At 74.4% G+C, this 19,418-nt stretch carries 14 protein-coding genes; 5 read left to right on the top strand and 9 right to left on the bottom strand.

Going from position 1 to position 19,418, the window contains the following annotated elements:
- Window positions 1–112 precede the first annotated feature (112 nt).
- Together ACZ402_RS12770 and ACZ402_RS12765 are read left to right on the top strand one after the other, a co-directional pair.
- Window positions 113–796: a winged helix-turn-helix domain-containing protein gene (locus tag ACZ402_RS12770; RefSeq protein ID WP_375825825.1), complete on the top strand. Its 684-nt coding sequence runs from the start codon at window positions 113–115 to the stop codon at window positions 794–796.
- A 161-nt stretch (window positions 797–957) separates the two neighbouring features.
- The gene (locus tag ACZ402_RS12765; protein WP_375825827.1) at window positions 958–1,680 is read left to right on the top strand and encodes an NAD(P)-binding oxidoreductase; all 723 of its coding nucleotides are present in this window, start codon (window positions 958–960) and stop codon (window positions 1,678–1,680) included.
- A 48-nt stretch (window positions 1,681–1,728) separates the two neighbouring features.
- Here ACZ402_RS12765 and ACZ402_RS12760 read toward each other — a convergent pair whose 3' ends face one another.
- Entirely contained in the window at window positions 1,729–5,760 is a 4,032-nt protein-coding gene (locus tag ACZ402_RS12760; RefSeq protein WP_375825828.1) for a sigma-70 family RNA polymerase sigma factor, read from the bottom strand.
- Between the two features lie 175 nt (window positions 5,761–5,935).
- Here ACZ402_RS12760 and ACZ402_RS12755 point away from each other — a divergent pair, with 175 nt between their 5' ends.
- Entirely contained in the window at window positions 5,936–6,733 is a 798-nt protein-coding gene (locus tag ACZ402_RS12755; protein ID WP_375825830.1) for a hypothetical protein, read from the top strand.
- A gap of 128 nt (window positions 6,734–6,861) precedes the next feature.
- Here the strand turns inward: ACZ402_RS12755 and ACZ402_RS12750 are convergent, their stop codons facing one another.
- Window positions 6,862–7,170 carry a DUF1540 domain-containing protein gene (locus tag ACZ402_RS12750; RefSeq protein ID WP_047234443.1) on the bottom strand — a complete coding sequence of 103 codons (309 nt, stop codon included), beginning with the start codon at window positions 7,168–7,170 and terminating at the stop codon, window positions 6,862–6,864.
- A gap of 208 nt (window positions 7,171–7,378) precedes the next feature.
- Here ACZ402_RS12750 and ACZ402_RS12745 point away from each other — a divergent pair, with 208 nt between their 5' ends.
- Window positions 7,379–8,107, top strand: a complete 729-nt coding sequence (locus tag ACZ402_RS12745) for a phosphotransferase family protein (RefSeq protein WP_375825831.1) — start codon at window positions 7,379–7,381, stop codon at window positions 8,105–8,107.
- Window positions 8,108–8,129: 22 nt separating this feature from the next.
- On the opposite strand, the gene ACZ402_RS12740 is transcribed toward ACZ402_RS12745, so the two are convergent.
- From ACZ402_RS12740 to ACZ402_RS12715, 6 genes are all read right to left on the bottom strand, one after another.
- Complete coding sequence (locus ACZ402_RS12740; RefSeq protein ID WP_375825832.1) at window positions 8,130–8,639, bottom strand: heat shock protein transcriptional repressor HspR; 510 nt, start codon at window positions 8,637–8,639, stop codon at window positions 8,130–8,132.
- Between the two features lie 37 nt (window positions 8,640–8,676).
- On the bottom strand, window positions 8,677–9,669 hold the full coding sequence (locus ACZ402_RS12735) for a DnaJ C-terminal domain-containing protein (RefSeq protein WP_375825833.1): 993 nt from the start codon (window positions 9,667–9,669) through the stop codon (window positions 8,677–8,679).
- Between the two features lie 149 nt (window positions 9,670–9,818).
- Window positions 9,819–10,469, bottom strand: a complete 651-nt coding sequence (gene grpE, locus ACZ402_RS12730) for a nucleotide exchange factor GrpE (RefSeq protein ID WP_375825835.1) — start codon at window positions 10,467–10,469, stop codon at window positions 9,819–9,821.
- Entirely contained in the window at window positions 10,466–12,349 is a 1,884-nt protein-coding gene (gene dnaK, locus ACZ402_RS12725; RefSeq protein WP_375825836.1) for a molecular chaperone DnaK, read from the bottom strand. The genes grpE and dnaK overlap by 4 nt, the downstream gene beginning before the upstream one ends.
- Before the next feature lie 160 nt (window positions 12,350–12,509).
- Window positions 12,510–13,907: an alanine--tRNA ligase-related protein gene (locus ACZ402_RS12720; RefSeq protein ID WP_375825837.1), complete on the bottom strand. Its 1,398-nt coding sequence runs from the start codon at window positions 13,905–13,907 to the stop codon at window positions 12,510–12,512.
- A 159-nt stretch (window positions 13,908–14,066) separates the two neighbouring features.
- Window positions 14,067–15,032, bottom strand: a complete 966-nt coding sequence (locus ACZ402_RS12715) for a cold-shock protein (protein WP_375825838.1) — start codon at window positions 15,030–15,032, stop codon at window positions 14,067–14,069.
- Between the two features lie 161 nt (window positions 15,033–15,193).
- Between ACZ402_RS12715 and ACZ402_RS12710 the strand changes: the two genes are divergently transcribed.
- Window positions 15,194–17,113, top strand: a complete 1,920-nt coding sequence (locus ACZ402_RS12710) for a fibronectin type III domain-containing protein (protein WP_375825839.1) — start codon at window positions 15,194–15,196, stop codon at window positions 17,111–17,113.
- Window positions 17,114–17,228: 115 nt separating this feature from the next.
- Here the strand turns inward: ACZ402_RS12710 and ACZ402_RS12705 are convergent, their stop codons facing one another.
- Complete coding sequence (locus ACZ402_RS12705) at window positions 17,229–19,373, bottom strand: hypothetical protein (protein ID WP_375825840.1); 2,145 nt, start codon at window positions 19,371–19,373, stop codon at window positions 17,229–17,231.
- Between the last annotated feature and the right edge of the window lie 45 nt (window positions 19,374–19,418).

The following is a 19,418-nucleotide window of genomic DNA, read 5'->3' as shown; positions in this document are numbered from 1 at the left end:
TGCGTCTGTTGTCAGGCCTGAACCCTCTCCCGCACCTCGGTTCAGCCCTCGACCCCTGCCGACCCGCCGGTTCCCCGGCGACGCCGTCGGCCCGACGCACCCGGAGCCACCCATGACGCTCACCGCTACCCGTCCCGCCCACCGCACCTCGGCCCGCGCCGCCGCGCCCCGGGCCCTCGCCCCGCAGCGTCCCGCCGCGCCGCGCGCCGCGGTCGCGCCGACCCGCCCGGTCACCGCGGACGCCGCCTCCCGACGCAACCCCGGCTTCGTGCTCTACGTGGGCGTCGACGCCGTACCGGGCGAGCAGCCGCAGGCTCAGCTCGTCGAGCTCGCCGAGGCCCTGGGCGAGCTCGCCCGCGACTGGCTGCCCAGCGCCGAGACGTACACGGCCCTCGCCCTCGCCGAGCCCGCGACCACGACGTCGTCGCCCGTGCAGGACATCGCGGCGTTCCGCGAGCGGCTCGCGACCCTGTCCCCCGTGCCGCGCGTCGTCATCGACCCGGCAGGCCGCACGGTCACGGTCGAGGGCCGGTCCGCACGTCTGACCTACCGGGAGCTCGAGCTCCTGTCGTACCTCGCCCGCACGACGCACCGCGTCGTGACACGGGCCGAGCTGCTCGAGACCGTGTGGGCCGACCACGAGGTCGCCGCGGGCAGCCGCACCATCGACGTCCACGTGCGACGCCTGCGCGAGAAGCTCGGGCTGGAGCACGTCATCACCACGGTCCGCGGGCTCGGCTACCGGTTCGACCCGCGGACCCCCGTCGTCCTCGGCGGCACGGGGGACGCCGCCTGAGGACCAGCGCTGCCGGGCCGCGGTCGACGTGGGGGTACGTGGGGGACCGCGTGCCCGGCAGCGCAACCCCGCCCTCGGGGCACCCGCCGCCCCGGCACCGATGCTCCGGGGCGGCGTCGCTTCACCGGGCGCGGACGCCCGCGCGGCGATACGTTCGGCCCATGCGCACAGTCATCGCGGGAGGTCACGGCCAGGTCGGCCGTCGCCTGGCCCGAGCCCTGGTGGAACGGGGCGACGACGTCGTCGCCTTCGTGCGGTCCGCCGCGCAGATCACGGACCTCACCGAGCTGGGCGCGCACGTCGCGCTCATCGACCTCGAGAAGGACGACGCCGTCGCGGTGTCGTTCGAGCTGGAGGGCGTCGACGCGGTCGTGTTCGCGGCCGGCGCCGGTCCCGGGAGCGGAGCACCGCGCAAGGACGCGGTCGACCGGGCGGGCGCGGCGCTGCTCGCCGACGCCGCCGAGCGCGCAGGCGTCGGACGCTACGTCCTCGTCTCCTCCCGCGGCGTCGAGGCGGCGCGTGCCGACGAGCGTCCCGACGACGTCGACGACGTGTTCTGGGCCTACCTGCGCGCCAAGGCGGCGGCCGAGGACGACCTGCGCGCCCGCGCCGACCTCGCGTGGACCATCGTGCGCCCGGGCCACCTCACCGACGACCCGGGTGTCGGCCTCGTCGCGCTCGCGCCCGTCGGGGACACGGACAAGCCGCGCGGCAAGCGCCGCAAGCCCGGGGCCGCCGCCCGGGAGCGCTCGGACGTGACGCGCGACGACGTCGCGCTCGTCCTCGCCGCGGTCCTCCACGAGCCGCGGACCGCCGGTCTCGTCCTCGACCTCGTCGGCGGCGACACACCCGTCGACGACGCCCTCGAGGGCGTCCTGCCGTAGTCGGACCACCTCACCCGTCGCGTCGCCGCTCGGGTCGACCGGCCCCCGTCAGCCCTCGCCGCAGCGCGACCCGCGCTCCCAGAAGAGCCCGAACGGGTCGCGGTCCGGCCGCACGAAAAGGCTGCCGTTGCGCGCGGTGTAGTTCCAGCCGCCGTAGGAGACCTCGGCCGAGTGGTCGTAGCCCGTCCAGGACTCCCACGGCGCGTAGCACTGCGGCGCAGCAGTGAAGGGAGCGACCTTCAGGGTCTGCGACCACGACCCTGCGTGCACGACGTACGTCGCGCCGGACCAGGGCGCCTCGCCCAGCGGGACGGTGCGCTGCTCGCCGGCCGCGAGCGACCACGACCCCTTGGCCTGGCCGCTGACCGTGAACGTGACAGGCACGTTGGACGCCGAGTTGTCGAGCGCCACCGACACCGACCGGTACGAGTGGTCCCGCGCGTCGTCATAGGTGGCCTCGCCCAGCACGAGGCTCGCGGCAGGCTGGACGACCGCGCAGTCGCGTGCCTCGAAGCCCGCCGTCATCTTCTGCCTGAACGGCGTCCCGAGGACGGTGCGGGACAGCTCGAACGTGGCGGTCCCGCCCTTCACCGCGAGCGCTCCCGCGGCGATGTCGGCGCTCGCGCTGCCGCCTGGTGCCACGTCGCCGAGGTCGCGCGCGCCGAACGGGGTGTGCGCAACGACGTGCGTCGTCTCGCCCGAGTCGTTGCGCAGCCCCACGGTCAGCACGACGCCGTCCGCGCCGGCCGCGCACTGCGTCACCGCCGTGAGGGTCGCCGACCAGTCCGGGACGTACGTCGCGCCGCGGTGCGACGCGGTGAGCGTGGAGTCGGCGAAGCCGGTGCCGAGCACCGACCGGTACTGGCGGAACGAGACCGTGCCCGGCTTCACGTCGAGCGACCGCGTGTCGATCGTGAACGTGGCGGTCTGCCAGGGCGCGATCTTCTGCACAGGGCCGGAGTCGCCGTAGGCGCCGCCCAGCATCCGCGCGTCGACCGCCTCGGGCGAGTCGTTGGTCAGCGTGCCGACAAGCTTGACCGACCCGTCCTGCCACAGCGCGTCGACATGTGCGGTCTGCGCCCACCGCGGGGAGTACGTCACCGCGTCGTACGCCGCCTCGACGGTGTGCGTACCAGGCCCGGCGGGGGACACCCGCTCGGCGGTGAACGTCGCCGTCCCGGCCGGGACGGACAGCGCCTTCGCGTCCACGGTGAACGTCGCGTCCGCTCCCGGGGCCACGTCGACCGGTGCGGCGTCGCCGTGCGGCGTCGACATCCCGACGCGGAGCGTGGTCACGGCGTACGGGTTGTGGAACGTGCCGGTCACGACGGACGTGCCGATGCCGGCCCCGGGCGCCACCGCCCAGGTCGCCGTCGCCCTCGCCGCGCCCGTGACCGGCTTCCAGTCGAAGCAGTCGATCGCCGGGTGCTCGCCGGCGACGATCTCGTGGGTGAACTGCTGCCCCGCCACCGTGGTCGACAGGACGACGCGTGCGTCCCCGGCGGGCAGCCAGCCCCCGGTCCCGCTGCGCAGGTCGACGCTCCGGCCCGAGGCGACCGGAACGGCGTCGTGGGTGGCACCGCCGACCACGAGCGCTGCCCGCAGATCGCCGTACGTCGTGCGGTTCGTGAAGGGGACCGTCACGGACGCGGTACCAGCCTCACCGCGGGCGCTGCACTGCACGCGCGGGCCCTCCCCGTCGACCCCGGACGCCGCGCCGTCCCACGGCCGGGCCACGTCGACCGAGGCGTCCGCGCTCCCGGCTCGCGCGTCCGGGGCCGTCCCGCGCAGGCGGACCACGGCCTTCTCGACCGCCCGGTCACGGTTCGCGACGAGCGTCAGCGGGACCGTGGACGCGGTGCCGGGCGCGAGGCTCGTGCCGGAGGGGGCGGCACACGTCACGCTCCGACCCTCGTCCGTGGTGCACGTCCACACGCCGGCGGACCCGCCGGCGAGGCTCACGCCGGACGGGAGGTCGACGGTGAGGCGCGGCTCGACGAGCGGCTGGTCGCCGCTGTTGCGCACCACGACGCGCAGGACTCCCTCTCCCGGGTTGTCCAGCCGCAGTCCGTCGGACGGCGCCACGACGCGGACCTCCGGCCCGTAGTACTGGACAGGTGCCGACGGGAAGGTCCACGGCTTCGCCGGGATGCCGGTGGCGCGCACGGACGCGGCGAAGGGCGGGTAGTCGCCCCCGGACTCGGCCTCGACGCGGACGACGAGCTCCTGGCTCTCTCCGGGGTCGAGGATGCCGACCGAGCACGTGACCAGGCTCGTCCCGTCCGGCTGGGGCACCGCGCTGCCGCACGGGAGCGAGGCCGCGGACAGGGGGCTGCCGACGACCGTCCCGCGCGCGACGAGCGACGAGCCGGGGGTCGACACGCCCGCCGGGAGCGTGAGGTCGACGAGTACCTCCTCCGCCGCTCGACCGCCGGTGTTCGAGGCGGTGATGACGAGGTCCGCGGGGACGCGTGCCGCGAGCGTGACCGGGGCGAGCGACAGCTCGAGGGCCGCCGGCGCGGGCTCGGGCGTTCCCGTGCCCGGGTCGGTCGGCCCGGGCGTGCCGGCCCCGGGATCGGTGGGCGCAGGCGTGCCGGGGTCGGTGGACCCGCCCGGCGTGGTCGTGCCTGGCGTCGACCCGACGGGCGTGGTGCCGTCGGTGGACCCGTCGCCGATCCCCGTCGTGTCTCCCGTCCCGGCGGTGGTCTGGTCGGTCGGGGCGGGCGGGATGTTCGTGGGCGACGTCGGGTCGGTGGTGGGGTCCGGCGTCGTCGTGGTCCCCGTGGTCGGTGCGGACGACGCGGACGGGGACGGGGAGGACTGCGAGGTCGGGGTGGGCGCCGGGTCCGACGAGAACGCGCCGAGCGCACCCGCGACGCCGAGCCCGGCGACCGTGAGCACACCGACCGTGACGGCGGCCGCAGCGAGCGGCGCGGACGTGACGAGCGCGACGAGCCCGCCGGCGCCCGCGGCGGCGAGCGCCCCGCTGCCCGCGGCGGCGCCACCGGCCGCGGCCGCTGCCCCACCGACGGACGCCGCGCCGGCCCCGACCGCGGCGCCGGTGCCACCGGTGGCGCTCGCGGCGGCACCCGCGCCACCGACGGCGCCGGTCCCCGCCGCGCTCGTCCCGGCCGTGCCGGCGCCACCGCCCGCCCCCGCGCCGCCGGACCCGCCGGCCGCACCGGAACCGCCGGTGGATCCCGCGCCACCGCTCGACGCGCCCTGCAGGGCGGCACCGACGCCGCCGGCGACGGCCGCGCCGCCGACCGTCGGGAGCGCCGTGCCGACGAGGCCGAGCGCACCGACGCCGAGGACCAGCGGGGCGATGACGGCGCGCATGCCGTGCGACACGTCGCCCAGCTCGAGCACGAGCGCGCGGCACTCGCCGCAGCCTTCGAGGTGCGACTCCACGCGCGCCGTCTCGCGCTTGGCGAGCCCGCCGCGCACGTACGACCCGAGGAGCGCGTTGACCGTGCGGCACTCCTCGGCGGGCACGGACGTCAGGTGCTGCTGGAGGTACGCCTGCCGCAGCCCCTCCCGCGCCCGGTAGGCGAGCGCAGAGACGCCGTTCGCGGTGAGCCCGAGGATCGGCGCGATCTCGGCCGGGGAGAGGTTCTCGACCTCGGTGTACCAGAGCACGGCGCGCCACCGCTCGGGGAGGTCCTGGTAGGCGCGCGTGACCGTCGAGCGCTCGAACCCCTCGAGGGTCGGGTCCTCGGTGGACGCCATGGGGCCGAACGCCGTCTCGAACGTGCGCTCGTCGTCGGTCGGCTGGGTGCGGCGCGCACCGTTGACGAGGTCGTAGGAGAGGCGTCGGACGACGGTGAAGAGGTAGGCGCGGAAGGTGACGTCGGGCCCGCCCCCGCCCTGCAGCACGGAGAGCGTGCGGGCGAACGCGTCGGAGACGACGTCGTCGGCGTCGGCGGTCGAGCGGACGTACTGGCGCGCGACCGTCCGGGCCGCGGCGGCGTGGCGCTCGTAGAGCGCGCCGTAGGCGCTGGTGTCGCCCTCGCGCACGGCTGTGATGAGCTCGGCGTCGCTGAACGCCTCGCTCCACACCCGTTCCTGCGCCTGCGTCATGTCACCCGCCCCGGAGACCGCCCCGATCCGAGGCGTACGGTGGCCATAGTAGACGCCCGTCCAACTTCGGGGCAGAGGGCTTCCGACGACGGAACGGTAACGGCCGGAGTCGTCCCCGTTCGCCCGATTTCACCCCGGACCCGGCGTCCTGGAAACTTCTTCGCCGACCCGCGTCATGGATCGGCCGCTCGGCCGTCTCATCTACATGGACCACCTCCACGGGTACACCGTGCCCGCTCCCGACGCCGTGCGCGAGCGCTGGCGTCGCGCGAGCGCCGAGAGCGTCTGGCTGCGACCGGGCGACTGGTACCACCCTGCCGTCGACGCGCTCGTCGAGGCGCTGTGCGAGGAGCGGGACGGCACACCGGCGGCCGAACGGCTCGGTCGGGTGCGGGCCGAGGCGGGGGTCGGGATCGGCGAGGCCATCGACGACGTGGTGTGCCTGTACCGGGCGCACGACCGCGAGCCCGGGACCGACCTGCTCCGGGCGGTCGCGGTCGGGTGGTCCGACGGCTACGAGGCGACCCCCGTGACGCCCGAGGTGATGGACCCCGAGTCCGGCCTCGCGACGTCCCAGTACCTGGCCCAGCGGCTCCGGGAGACGTACGGCGTCGCGCAGCGCGCGGGGGTCGACGCCACAGCGACGCACGGGCTGCTCGTCGTGGACGTCGCGCTCGAGCACCTGACCGGGTGGCAGCGCTTCGCACGGTCGGCGGCGATGGGTCGTGCGCTCACGCACACGTTCGGCGACGGCCACCCCATGGCCTCCCTCGGCAACGGGCTCTTCGTCGTCCTCGGGGAGCGCGGTGTCGACGACGACACGCTGCGCACCGTGCTCCGCCACAACATCGAGCGCACGGGGCTCGCGCTGGGCGTCACGGCGATCCTGCGGCGACCGCCGCGCGTCTGGGTCGAACCGCTCCCCCGCACCCACACCGCCGCCGTCCAGCTGCTCGACGCGCTGCAGCGCTGACGACCGCCGACGACCGCCGACGACGCAGCGACGCCCCGGCCGCGCGGGCGAGCGCGCGGACGGGGCGTCCGGGGGCGTCTGCGGCCGGTAGGTGACCGGCCGCCTCCGAGGAGGTCTGAGGTCGCGCGTCAGCGCGGGGTGAAGGTGAGGCAGTCGGCCTTGTCCTCGCCGGACGCGCCGGCGCCCACGCGGATCGACGGGGCCGAGCACTCCAGCGAGGAGTTGTGGACGCACTCGGTGCGCTGGCACGCCCCGACGTGCGCGAGCACCTTCTCGAGGCCGCCCTTGGTCCCCAACGGGATGAAGGTCGCGCACTCGGCGTCGCCCGCGTGACCGGCGATGGTCACCGCGCCGGCGTGGCACCCGTGGTCGTGGTTGTAGCCGCAGCCGTCGATGGAACACTCGACGACCTGGGGCATCTCCGTGAGGCTGCTCATCGCGATCTCCTGTTCTCCGAGGACCCGTGGCGGGCCGGGCTTCCACCTCCACGGTATTCCCGGAATTCTGCGGTGTATAGCAAGGAAGGCCTTGCTAAGAAATGCAGAAATAGCAATGAATTAGCGCACGACATTCTTGCGGAACTGCCTGACCAGCGCCGATGCCGGGTCCTCGTCAGGAGGGCGGGAGAGGCGTAGCGTCGTTCTCATGGCCACCTCGCCCGGCGCGCCACTGTTCTCGGGCGCCGACGCCGACCTGTACGCGGTCGGCGCCGACCGCGTCCTGCGGCGCTCGCGCTCCGGGGCCGACTCGGTCGGCACCGCGGAGGTCATGCGGCACGTGCGCGCCGCGGGCTTCCCCGCCCCGCGCGTCGACGCCGCGACGGACGGCGACCTCACCATGGAGCTCCTGCGGGGCCCGACGCTCCTGCAGTCGATCCTCGGCGGCCGGACGTCGCTCGCCGCGTCGGCCCGGACCCTCGTCGCGCTGCACGACGCGCTGCACGCGGTCCCGCCCCCGGCGCGGGGCGAGCCCGCGTACGCGGCGCTCACCGCGCCGTCGTCCGCAGCCCTCGACGAGACCGCCGGCGGGCATCCGTGCGTCCTGCACCTCGACCTGCACCCGGCGAACGTCGTGCTCACCGCCGACGGCCCGGCCGTCCTCCACTGGACGAACGCCCGGCTCGGACCGGCCGGCCTCGACCTCGCCGTGACCGCCGTCGTCCTCGCGGAGGTCGCCGCCGACGAGGACGACGAGCTCGCGCCCGGCGCACGGGTCCTGCTGGACGCGTTCCTCCACCTGGCCGACCCGGCGCTCGTGGGGCACCTCGACGCCGCCGCGCGGACCCGCGCCGCGGACCCCGGACTCGACCCCTCGGAGGTCGCGCTCGTCCCGGCCGCCGTGGCGCTCGTCGCGCGCGAGGCCCGCCGGAGCTGAGCGCACGGCGGATCGCCGCAGGTCAGGACCCCGCGTCGTCGTGCCGGGGCCGCCAGATGACGAGCGCGCGCGCCTCGCCGTGCTCGACGAGCGTCTCGCGCAGCGCCTCCTCGACCCCGCGGCGCACGCTGCGCCCGCGCGGCACCACGACGACGTCGCCGCTCGCGGCGGCCGCGAACACCCGTCCACCGGGCTCGACGCGCGCGGAGAGCGCCTCGATGCGGCGCTCCAGGCGCTCGACCCGCGACTCGAGCGCGAGGATGCGCTGGATGCCCGCGAGGTTGATGCCCTCGTCGTGGCTGAGGCGCTGCACCTCGAGCAGCTTCGCGATGTCGTGCAGCGAGTAGCGCCGACCCCGGCCCTGGGTGCGGCGCGGCACCACGAGGCCGAGGCGGTCGTACTGGCGCAGCGTCTGCGGGTGCATGCCCGCGAGCGCGGCGGCCTGCGAGATGACGAGGACGGGCGCGTCCTGGTCGACGTCGGGCGTCACGTCCGGACCCGTCTGGGCGTCGTCCGTGCGGTACGCGGTCATCCGGGCCTCCTTCCCGAGCCGGCGCTCCGGGCGCCGGTCACTCCGCGGCCTGGCGGAGCAGGTCGGCCCGCACGTCCTGGTCGGCGGTCTCGGCGGCGAACGTCTCGACGGCCTCGCGCGCGGCCTTCGAGAGCTTCTGCGGCACGGCGACCTGGACCGTGACGAGCAGGTCGCCGGTCGACTTCGCGGTCTTCACGCCGCGGCCCCGGACGCGCAGCGTGCGCCCCGACGGCGTGCCGGCCGGCACCTTGACCTTGACAGTCGAGCCGTCGAGCGTCGGCACGGCGATGGTGGCGCCGAGCGCGGCCTCGGGGAACGTCACCGGGACCGTGATCCGCAGGTTGTTCCCGTCGAGCGAGAACACCGGGTGGGGGGTGACGTGGACGGTGACGACGAGGTCGCCGTCGGGGCCGCCCGCCATGCCGGGGCGGCCCTTGCCGCGCAGCCGGATCTTCTGGCCGTCGCGCACGCCCGGCGGGATGCGGGTGGTGACGTTGCGGCCGTCGACCGTGAAGGTGACGGTGGAGCCCTCGACCGCCTGACGGAACGGGAGGGTCGTGGCCGCGGCGACGTCCGACCCGGCCCGCGGGCGGGGACCGCCGCCGAACTGCTGCGCTCCCCCGCCGCCGAACATCGAGCCGAGGATGTCCTCGAAGCCGCCCGCGCCCTGGCCGCCGGTCGAGTAGCGGACCCGGGTGCCGCCCGGGCCGCCGCCGCCGAACATGCCGCCGAACACGTCCTCGAAGCCCGCGCCCCCGGCGCCGCCGGGACCCGCGGAGAAGCGGGCACCGCCGCCGGCCATCGCCCGGATCGCGTCGTACTGCTCGCGCTCCTTGGCGTCCGACAGCACGGCGTACGCCTCGCCGATCTCCTTGAACTTGGCCTCGGCGCCCGCGTCACCCTGGTTCTGGTCAGGGTGGTACTTGCGCGCGAGCTTGCGGTAGGCCTTCTTGATCGTGGCGTCGTCGGCGTCCTTGGGGACGCCGAGCGCGGCGTAGAAGTCCTTCTCCATCCAGTCCTGTCCGGTCACGGCGCCTCCCTCCTGTCGGTGGTCGTGGTCCTGGTCCTTCGTGTCGTGGCTGCTGTCGATCTGCTGCTGGTGATCCTCGCGTGCCCGACGGCGGAGCGCACCTCCGCGCGGGAGGTGGGCCCGCGCCGTCGGGCACGAGGGAGAGGTGGCTACTGGGGGCCGACGACCGAGACGCGCGCGGCGCGCACGACCCTGCCCCCGATCCGGTAGCCCGGCTCGATGACGAGGTTCACCGTGGTGGCGGCGGCCTCGGGGTCGGGCTGGTGCATGAGCGCCTCGTGGACGGTGGGGTCGAACTCGTCCCCGACCGCGCCGTAGCGCTCGATCCCGAACTTCTCGAGCGACGCGTCGAGCTTGTCGGAGATCGCCGCGAACGGCCCCGTCAGCTCGCCGTGCTGCCGCGCGCGGTCGATGTCGTCGAGCACCGGGAGGAGCGCGGTGAGCACGTCCTCGATCCCCTTCGTGCGCGCGGCCTCCTGGTCGCGCAGCGACCGGTTGCGGTAGTTCGTGAAGCTCGCCCGCTCACGCTGGAGCGCGTCGAGGTGCTCCGCGGCCTCGGCCTTGGCGGCCAGGACGGCCGCGTCGACCTCGGCCTCCTCGGACGGCTCGAAGTCGAGGCCCGCGAGCGGGTCCTTCTCCGCGTCGTCCCCGGCCGAGCCGGCGTCCGCGCTCTCGCGCGGACGGCCGGTCTCCGGGTCGACCTTGCGCTTGTCGGTGAACTGGAACGGCTTGTCCTCGGGGCCCTGGCCGGGCTCGCGCCCGGCCTGCTCCTCGGGGCCCCGGTCCTCGGGGGACGTCACTTCTTGTCGTCCTCGTCGTCCACGATCTCGGCGTCGACGACGTCCTCGTCCGGAGCGGACGTCGCACCCGCAGCGGCGGCGGCGTCGTCCTGCGCGGCGCCGGGGTTGCCGGCGGCCTGCTCCTGCTCGGCCGAGGCGTAGAGCGCCTGGCCGATCTTCTGCGAGGACGCGACGAGCTTCTCGTGCGCGGTCTTCACGGCGTCGGCGTCCTCGCCCTCGAGCGCGGACTTGACCGACGCGATGTCGGCCTCGACCTCGGTGACGACGTCGGCCGGGAGCTTCTCCTTGTTCTCGGAGACGAGCTTCTCGGTCGAGTACACGAACGCCTCGGCCTGGTTGCGGGTCTCCGCCTCCTCGCGACGCTTCTTGTCCTCGGCCGCGTGCTCCTCGGCCTCCTTGACCATGCGGTCGATGTCCTCCTTGGGCAGCGCCGAGCCGCCCGTGATGGTCATCTTCTGCTCCTTGCCGGTGCCGCGGTCCTTGGCGCCGACGTGGACGATGCCGTTCGCGTCGATGTCGAAGGTGACCTCGATCTGCGGCACGCCGCGCGGGGCCGGCGCGATGCCGGTGAGCTCGAAGGTGCCGAGCGGCTTGTTGTCGCGCGCGAACTCGCGCTCGCCCTGGAACACCTGGATGAGCACCGACGGCTGGTTGTCCTCGGCCGTCGAGAAGATCTCGCTGCGCTTGGTCGGGATGGCCGTGTTGCGCTCGATGAGCTTGGTCATCACGCCGCCCTTGGTCTCGATGCCGAGGGACAGCGGGGTCACGTCGATGAGCAGGACGTCCTTGCGGTCGCCGGAGATGACGCCGGCCTGCAGGGCCGCGCCCACGGCGACGACCTCGTCCGGGTTGACGCCCTTGTTGGGCTCCTTGCCGCCCGTGAGCTCCTTGACGACGTCGGTCACGGCCGGCATGCGGGTGGAGCCACCCACGAGCACGACGTGGTCGATGTCGGAGACGGAGACGCCCGCGTCGGAGATGACCTTGTGGAACGGGGCCTTCGTCCGGTCGAGCAGGTCCTGCGTCATCTGCTGGAACTGGGCGCGCGTGAGCTTCTCGTCCAGGTGGATGGGGCCGTTCTCGCTCATCGAGAGGTACTGCATCGAGATGGTGGTGCTCGTCGCGGACGAGAGCTCCTTCTTCGCCTGCTCGGCGGCCTCGCGCAGACGCTGGAGCGCGATCTTGTCCTTGGAGAGGTCGACGCCCGAGCTGTTCTTCACCTGCTTGATGAGGTGCTCGACGATCCGCTGGTCCCAGTCGTCGCCACCCAGGCGGTTGTCGCCCGAGGTCGCGCGGACCTGGATCGTGGAGAAGTCGTCCTCGTCCTTGCCGACCTCGAGGAGCGAGACGTCGAACGTGCCGCCGCCCAGGTCGAAGACGAGGATGAGCTCGTCCTCCTTGCCCTTCTCCAGGCCGTACGCGAGCGCGGCCGCGGTGGGCTCGTTGACGATGCGCGTCACGTTGAGGCCCGCGATCTGCCCGGCGTCCTTGGTCGCCTGGCGCTCGGCGTCGTTGAAGTACGCCGGGACGGTGACGACCGCGTCGGTGACGGGCTCGCCCAGGTACTCCTCGGCGTCGCGCTTGAGCTTGCCCAGGATGCGCGCGGAGATCTCCTGCGCGGTGTACTTCTTGTCGTCGATCTCCACCGACCAGTCGGTGCCCATGTGGCGCTTCACCGAGCTGATGGTGCGGTCGACGTTCGTGACCGCCTGACGCTTGGCGACCTCGCCGACGAGGACCTCGCCGGTCTTGGAGAAGGCGACCACCGACGGCGTCGTGCGCGACCCCTCGGCGTTCGCGATGACGGTGGGCTCTCCGCCCTCGAGGACGGCGACCACCGAGTTGGTGGTGCCGAGGTCGATCCCGACTGCTCGTGCCATGTGTGCTGCCTCCGTTGTGGATGGGGTGCCCGACGGCGCACGCGCGCCCGGGCACACCGGGTTGAGTCTGCTTCACTCAAGGTAGGCACCGGGTGCGCTCGCGCGCAAGCCCGACCGCCAGAACTTGAGTCCATCAGGCTCAACCTTCACTCAGGGCGAACTATTCCCCGCTCGTCGCGGCCGCCCGCGAGCGCGCCCGCTGGCGCTCCCGCTGCAGCGCATAGCCTTCCTGCCAGTCCGGGGCGAGAGCCATGTCGCGGCGACGGACCTCGTCGACCGACAGCTCGACGGGGAAGCCCCAGGTGTCCGCCAGCACGAACAGGTCGTCCCCGGTGACCGTCGCGCCCCCGAGCTTCTCGAGCTCCCGGAGCCCGCGGTGCACCGTGCGACGGAAGCGCGACTCCTCGTCGCGCAGGACCGTGCTCAGCTCCTCGCGCTGCTCGACCAGGCCCGGGTAGGTGTCGCCGTACGCCTCGGCCACGACGGCGACGAGGTCGTCGGCGAACCGCTCGTCCAGGCCGAGGTGGAGGGCGTGCACCACCGCCCGGCGGACGAGCCGCCGCAGGACGTACCCGTGCGCCTTGTTGCTCGGGCGCACCCCGTCGGCGGCGAGGAACGTCGCGGCCCGGACGTGGTCGGCGATCACGCGGAACGGGCGCGGGTCGTCCTCGTACGCGCGACCGCTGAGCGACTCGAGCCGGTCCACCAGCGGGCGCAGGAGGCTCACGTCGAACACGTCGGCGGTCGCCAGGGCGGCCGCGGCGATGCGCTCGAGCCCGCCCCCGAAGTCGATGCTCGGCTCGTCGAGGGGGACGAACCCCTCGCTCGTGCGGCGGTAGCGCATGAACACCTGGTTGCCGATCTCGACGAACCGTCCGCCCTCGCTCGCGGGGTGCGGCTCACCGGTCGACGGGTCGTGGTGCTCGGGGCCGAGGTCGTAGAAGACCTCCGAGTCCGGCCCGCAGGGGTCGCCGACGGGCGTGCCGTCGAGGCCGCCTCCCCGGCTCCACCAGTTCTCCTCGGCGTCGTAGAGGAAGACACGACCGCCGCGCATCCCGTCGCGGTCGCCGTCGGCACGGGACCCCACGTCCACGAGCGGTGCCGCGATCCCGTGCTCCGCGAACACGGTGACCCAGGCTCGTGCGGCCTCGTCGTCACGAGGGATCCCGTGCTCGGGCGACCCGCGGAAGCACGTGACGTACAGGCGCTCGAGGTCGACGCCGACGTGCGCGAGGAGCTCGGCGAACCAGCGGACCTGCTGCTCCACGTCGGCCGACCCCAGGCTCCAGTTGCCCAGCATCTCGAAGAAGGTCGTGTGCCGCCGGTCCCCGACCTCGTCGATGTCCTGCGCCCGCACGCACGGCTGCGAGTCGACCAGGAGGGGTCCGGCGTCGTGCTCCCTGTCGCCCAAGAGGTAGGGCATCAGCGGCTGCATCCCGGCACCCGTGAACAGCGTCGTCGGGTCGTCGCGGAGCACCAGGGGCGCTCGCTCGATCACGGCGTGCCCCCGTGAGGCGAAGAACTCGAGATAGGCCGACCGGATCTCCTGGGCGTTCATCCGACGACCCTAGGGACGACGCCCGCGGTCTTCCAGGACAATTCGCCGGCGACGGGCGACGGCCCTCGCGCGACGAGGTCGCCCGGGTCGCTCAGAGAACCCGACGCTCGCCGCCGGACGGGTGGGGTCGGTGCGCCGGGCGCCGACCCCACCCTGGGCTCACAGCAACTCGACGCGGTCCGCCTGCGGGCCCCGGTCGCTCTGGCGCACCGTGAACCGGACCCGGTCGCCCTCCTCGAGGACCTCCTCGTCCCGCACGACCGACACGTGCACGAACAGGTCCTCACCCCCGGCGTCGGGCGTGATGAAACCGAAGCCCCGGTCGGCGTCGTAGCGTGCGACGGTGCCCTCGCCCCCGCGCACCGGCCTGCCGGACCCGCCCGGACGACCGGAGCGGTCCGAGCGGTCGGGGCGACCCGACCGGTCGGGGCGGCCACGGTCCGCGGACGGGCGCGCGCCGCGGGAGCCGCGCACGAGCTGCACGTTGCGGGCATTCGGCCCCTTGTCGCCCGCGACGACGTCGTAGGTCACGCGCGCGCCCTCGACGAGCTCGGTCAGACCTCGGCCGAGCGCGCTGACGTGGACGAAGACGTCGTCGCCGCCACCGTCGGGGACGACGAACCCGAAGCCCTTGACGTCGTCGTACCAGGAGACGGTGCCGTCCGCGCCGTCGGTCGCGGGCTGCGCGGCCTGCGTCCCGAGCGGCAGCAGGTGGTCGGCCTGCGGACCCTTCTCCCCCTCGACGACGAGGAACGCGACCCGTTGTCCCTCGGAGACCACGCCGCCTCCGACGATGGCCGAGCTGTGCAGGAAGATCTGGGCGCTGTCGCCGTCGGGCGTGACGAAGCCGTACCCCTTGCTCGGCTCGTACCAGGCGACGGTGCCGAGCACGCCCAGGGGCGCGTCGGCGGCCCGGTCGCTCGTGACGCGGACGTGGCGCGCCTGCGGGCCGCGGTCGCCCTCGCCCACCTCGAACTCGACGACCTGCCCCTCACGGAGCTGCTTGGGTCCGTCGTCGCCGACGATCTCGGACGCGTGGACGAACAGGTCCTCCGCCTCGTTCCCGAGGTCGATGAAGCCGAACCCTCGGTCGGCGTCGAACCATCGGACAGTTCCCTGGGGCACGGAGTACTCCTCGTCTTGGCAGGCAGTGCTGTCACCCATTGTCCCCCAGGTCTCGGCGCCCCACCGCGAGCAGCACTTGACGAACTCCGCCGGGTGCGGGTTCATAAGGAGTGCATCGTTAAGTTCCCTGAGAGTTTGATTCGACCTGCAACGGAGCAGACATGAACAGACTTCGCACCGCCGCCGCGGCACTGGCCGTGGCCCTCGTCTCCAGCCTCGCCCTGACCGCCGCCCCCGCCTCCGCCGAGGAGGTGCTGGTCAACGGGGGCTTCGAGTCGGGCACGCTCAGCCCCTGGACCTGCTCGGGATCGTCCGGAGCGGTCGTCTCCACCCCCGTGCGCACGGGGACCCAGGCGCTGCAGGCGACCCCCGCGGGCCTCGACAACGCGCGCTGCTCGCAGTCCGTCCCGACCGTCGCCGGCACCCAGTACACCCTCTCCGCCTGGGTGCGCGGCAGCTACGTCTACCTGGGGGTCGACGGCGGCACCTCGACCTGGACCCCGAGCGCGACCGACTGGACCCGCCTCACGGTCACGTTCACCGCCGCGAGCAGCACGACGCAGGTCTACCTGCACGGCTGGTACGGCACCGGCGCCTACCAGGTCGACGACGTCTCGCTCCAGGGCGCGGGCGGCCCGCCGCCCGTCGTCCCGGGCACGCCGGGCACGCCCGTCGCCGGGACGGTCACCTCGACGTCGGCCGCCCTCTCGTGGGGCGCGTCCTCGGGCACCGTGACGGGCTACCGCGTCTACGAGGGCAGCACGGTCGTCGCGACGGCCACGGGCACCTCGGCCACCGTCTCCGGGCTCGCCGCGTGCACCCCGCACACGTACACGGTCGCGGCCTTCAACACGGCGGGCGAGTCGCCCCGCTCCGGGGGCGTCACCGTCACGACGGCCGGGTGCGGGACCGGCGTCCCCGGCGCGCCGACCGGGCTGCGCGTCGCGACGACCGCCGACACCTCGCTCGGCCTCGCCTGGACGGCCTCGACCGGGACCGTCACGGGATACCGCGTCTACGAGGGGACCGCCCTGCGAGCGACCGTCACCGGGACGAGCGCGACGCTGAGCGGGCTCGCGGCCTGCTCGAGCCACACGTACACGGTGCGTGCCTACAACGCGACGGGCGAGTCCCCGGCCGCCACCGTGACGGGCTCGACGAGCGGCTGCCAGACCGGCGCGCTGCCGAAGCACCTGCTCACGGGGTACTGGCAGAACTTCGTCAACGGGGCCACGCCGCTGCGGCTGTCGGACGTCCCGACGTCCTACGACCTCGTCGCGGTCGCGTTCGCGGACGCCGTCCCGAGCACGCCCGGCGCCGTCACGTTCGGCGTCGACCCCGGCCTGTCCGCCGCGCTGGGCGGCTACACGAACGACCAGCTCAAGGCGGACGTCGCGACGCTGCACGCGCGCGGCCAGCACGTGGTCCTGTCCGTGGGCGGCGAGAAGGGCACGGTGTCGGTCGGCAGCTCCGCCGCGGCGTCGGCCTTCGCGACCAGCGTGATCGGGCTCATCGACACCTACGGGTTCGACGGCGTCGACATCGACCTCGAGAACGGGGTCAACCCGACGTACATGGCACAGGCGCTGCGCCAGGTCCGGGCGGCGGTCGGCCCGGACCTCATCATCACGATGGCGCCGCAGACCATCGACATGCAGTCGACGGGCAGTTCCTACTTCCGGCTCGCGCTCGACATCAAGGACATCCTCACGATCGTCCACACGCAGTACTACAACTCGGGCACCATGCTCGGCTGCGACCAGATGCAGGCGTACGGGCAGGGCACGGTGAACTTCCTCACCGCGCTGTCGTGCATCCAGCTCCAGAGCGCGCTGCGGCCGGACCAGGTCGCGCTCGGCCTGCCTGCGACCACCCAGGCGGCGGGCGGCGGGTACGTGAACCCGTCGGTCGTGAACGACGCGCTGAGCTGCCTCGCCGCGGGCACCCGCTGCGGCAGCTTCGTACCACCCGCACGCTGGCCCGACATCCGCGGGGCGATGACCTGGTCGATCAACTGGGACGCGAGCAACGGGTACGCGTTCGCGCGCTCGGTGGACGCCCACCTGGCGAGCATGCCCTAGCCGCACCATCCTCGGACGAGACGTGAGACGTGGCCCCTCGGAGCGTGTCCCGGGGGGCCACTTCTCACGTCTCGCCGCACGCGGAGCTCGCCGGCCCGTCGCTCTCTGACGCGCCTTACGCCTTCACCGGCTCCGGTTCCTCGCCGACGGACGGTGCCTCCCCCGGCGTCGGCTCGTCCTCCGCGGCCGGCTCGTCGTCCGGCGTCGGCTCGCCGTCGGCGGACGCCTCGTCGGCGGCTGGCACGTCGTCGCCGCCGGGCGTCGCGTCGTCGGGGCGGTCGACGTCGCCGGCGGGCGCGCCGTCGGGCTGCGCACGACGTCGCGCGCGCCGGCGGACGAGCAGCAGCACCACCCCGGCGAGCGCCACGACGACGAGGAGCACGCTGCCGGTCCCGAGCCAGGGCGCGGCGGCCGCGCGGGACGACGCGTCGTCGGCCGCGGTCGCGGCGTCGTCCAGCCTCCCGTCGTCGAGGGCGGCGCGGGCGTCCGCAACGGAACCGTCGACGTCCAGGAGCAGCCGCCCGAGGTCCGCGAGCGGGCCACCGCCCGAGGCGGCGGCGACCGCGTCGCCGACGGACCCCACGACCTCGACCGCGCGCGGCAGCGCGGTCGCGAGCGCCGCGTACTCCTCGGCGGACCCGGCGTCCTCGTACTGCGCGCGCACGGCGGCCGGGTCGGGCAGGCCCGCGGCGCGGGCGGCCTGCTGCACCTGGCCGGCGGCCGCCGCCGCGTCGGCACCGATCGCCGCACGGGCCGACTCGGCCTCGTCGAAGGCCCAGTCCGTCATCGCGGCGCACAGGCCGGCGGGCGGCGACCACGCGCCGTCCGCCTCGTCGAGGACGGCGTACGCCTCGCGGGCCGGGGTACGCGCGTCGAGCAGGGCGGCCTCGGCGTCGTCGGCGACCCACGTCCGGTACGTCGCCTCGGCCCCCGCGACGCCGCCGCGCACCTCGACGAGGTCGAGGAGACGACGGCCGTCGGTCACGCCCGGGTGGTCGAGGGCGCCGGGCTCGTCGTAGGCGCTCTCGCCTGCGTACGCCGCCGCGACGAGCGCGCCGAGGGCGTCCGCGTCCAGGCCGCCGACGAGCTCCGACATGGCGGTCCACGCCGCGGCGTAGGCGTACTCCTCGGCGGCGCCGCCGCCGTCGTCGAGGTCGACCTCTCCCCAGGCGGCGAGCGGCAGGGCGTCCGCCGCGTCGCGCGCGGGCGCGGGCCGCGGCTCCGCCGGGCCGCCGGTCTCGGCCGCCACGCGCTGCCCGACGACCTCGGCCAGGCCCTCGTACACCCACCGGTCCGCGAACCGGTCGCCCGCGAGCCACGCGTGCGAGAGCTCGTGGAACAGGAGCCCGGCGTCCAGGTCCTCGGGGATGACGATCTCCCAGGAGGCCGAGTCGAACCACGCGTACCCGAGCACCCCGGGCGACACGTCCTCGCGGATGCGCTCCAGGCTGCCCGGCCACGGCATGCCCACCGCACGCTCCAGCACGGGCATGCCGGCCACCACCTGCTCCTCGACGAAGCCGCTCCACTCGGTGTCGCCCGGGAAGCTCTCCAGCACGAGCTCGTTCCCGCCGACGTCGACGCTCGTCTCGTCGGCCTGCTCGGGGTCGCGCAGCGAGACGAAGGCCCAGGTGCCGTAGTCGTCCGTGCTCTCGGTCGCGCGGTGGGTGCGGGTCTCCCCGTCGAGGATCGGCGTGAACCCGTCCCACGTGCTGTCGAAGTCCATCGACGTGGGCGTGGCGATCTCGACGGTGACCTGCCCCGGGTCGCCGGCCGCGTTCACGGCGAACGTCGCGTAGCCGGGCCCGACGCGCGTGTACCCCTCCGAGCGGATCGGCTCGCCCGGGATCGTGTAGGCCCACTCGACGGTCCGCTCGCGCCCGTTGTTCAGCGGGGAGAACGACACCCCGGCGATGCGGGTCGACGGGTCCTCGGTGGGCTCGAGGGTGACCGGGAGCGCGGCCCCGCCGCTCGTGGCGGTGACGTCGGTCGCGCCCGCCGGCACGGGGATCCCGTACGCGTCCCAGTAGTAGACGTACATCCCGCTGGCGGGCTGCTCGTTGCGGATCGTCGTCGTGACGGTCACGCGGACGGGCCCCGACCCGTCGACCTCGTACCGCGTGCGCGAGGTCTCCGAGAGCCCGTCGTCCGTGTCCGCGGTCGCGGCCGTCGGGACGCCGAGGAGGACCGCGCACGCGAGCGCGACCCCCGACCCCGCGCGCACCGTCCACCGCGCGCGACGCACCTGTCCTGCGACCACCCCTGCACCGCCGTCCTCGCCGTAGCGGACAGCCCGTCACCCCGT

The organism is Cellulosimicrobium sp. NPDC030954, assembly GCF_055571305.1.
The sequence above is the reverse complement of the archived record's forward strand: the minus strand, read 5'-3'. Positions and strand labels throughout refer to the sequence as shown.

Coding starts and splice junctions, on each gene's coding strand:
- dnaK (WP_375825836.1), bottom strand. CDS start 12,349: ATGGCACGAGCAGTCGGGATCGACCTCGGCACCACCAACTCGGTGGTC.
- ACZ402_RS12745 (WP_375825831.1), top strand. CDS start 7,379: ATGGCCACCTCGCCCGGCGCGCCACTGTTCTCGGGCGCCGACGCCGAC.
- ACZ402_RS12750 (WP_047234443.1), bottom strand. CDS start 7,170: ATGAGCAGCCTCACGGAGATGCCCCAGGTCGTCGAGTGTTCCATCGAC.
- ACZ402_RS12755 (WP_375825830.1), top strand. CDS start 5,936: ATGGATCGGCCGCTCGGCCGTCTCATCTACATGGACCACCTCCACGGG.
- ACZ402_RS12710 (WP_375825839.1), top strand. CDS start 15,194: ATGAACAGACTTCGCACCGCCGCCGCGGCACTGGCCGTGGCCCTCGTC.
- ACZ402_RS12720 (WP_375825837.1), bottom strand. CDS start 13,907: ATGAACGCCCAGGAGATCCGGTCGGCCTATCTCGAGTTCTTCGCCTCA.
- ACZ402_RS12765 (WP_375825827.1), top strand. CDS start 958: ATGCGCACAGTCATCGCGGGAGGTCACGGCCAGGTCGGCCGTCGCCTG.
- ACZ402_RS12760 (WP_375825828.1), bottom strand. CDS start 5,760: ATGACGCAGGCGCAGGAACGGGTGTGGAGCGAGGCGTTCAGCGACGCC.
- ACZ402_RS12770 (WP_375825825.1), top strand. CDS start 113: ATGACGCTCACCGCTACCCGTCCCGCCCACCGCACCTCGGCCCGCGCC.
- ACZ402_RS12740 (WP_375825832.1), bottom strand. CDS start 8,639: ATGACCGCGTACCGCACGGACGACGCCCAGACGGGTCCGGACGTGACG.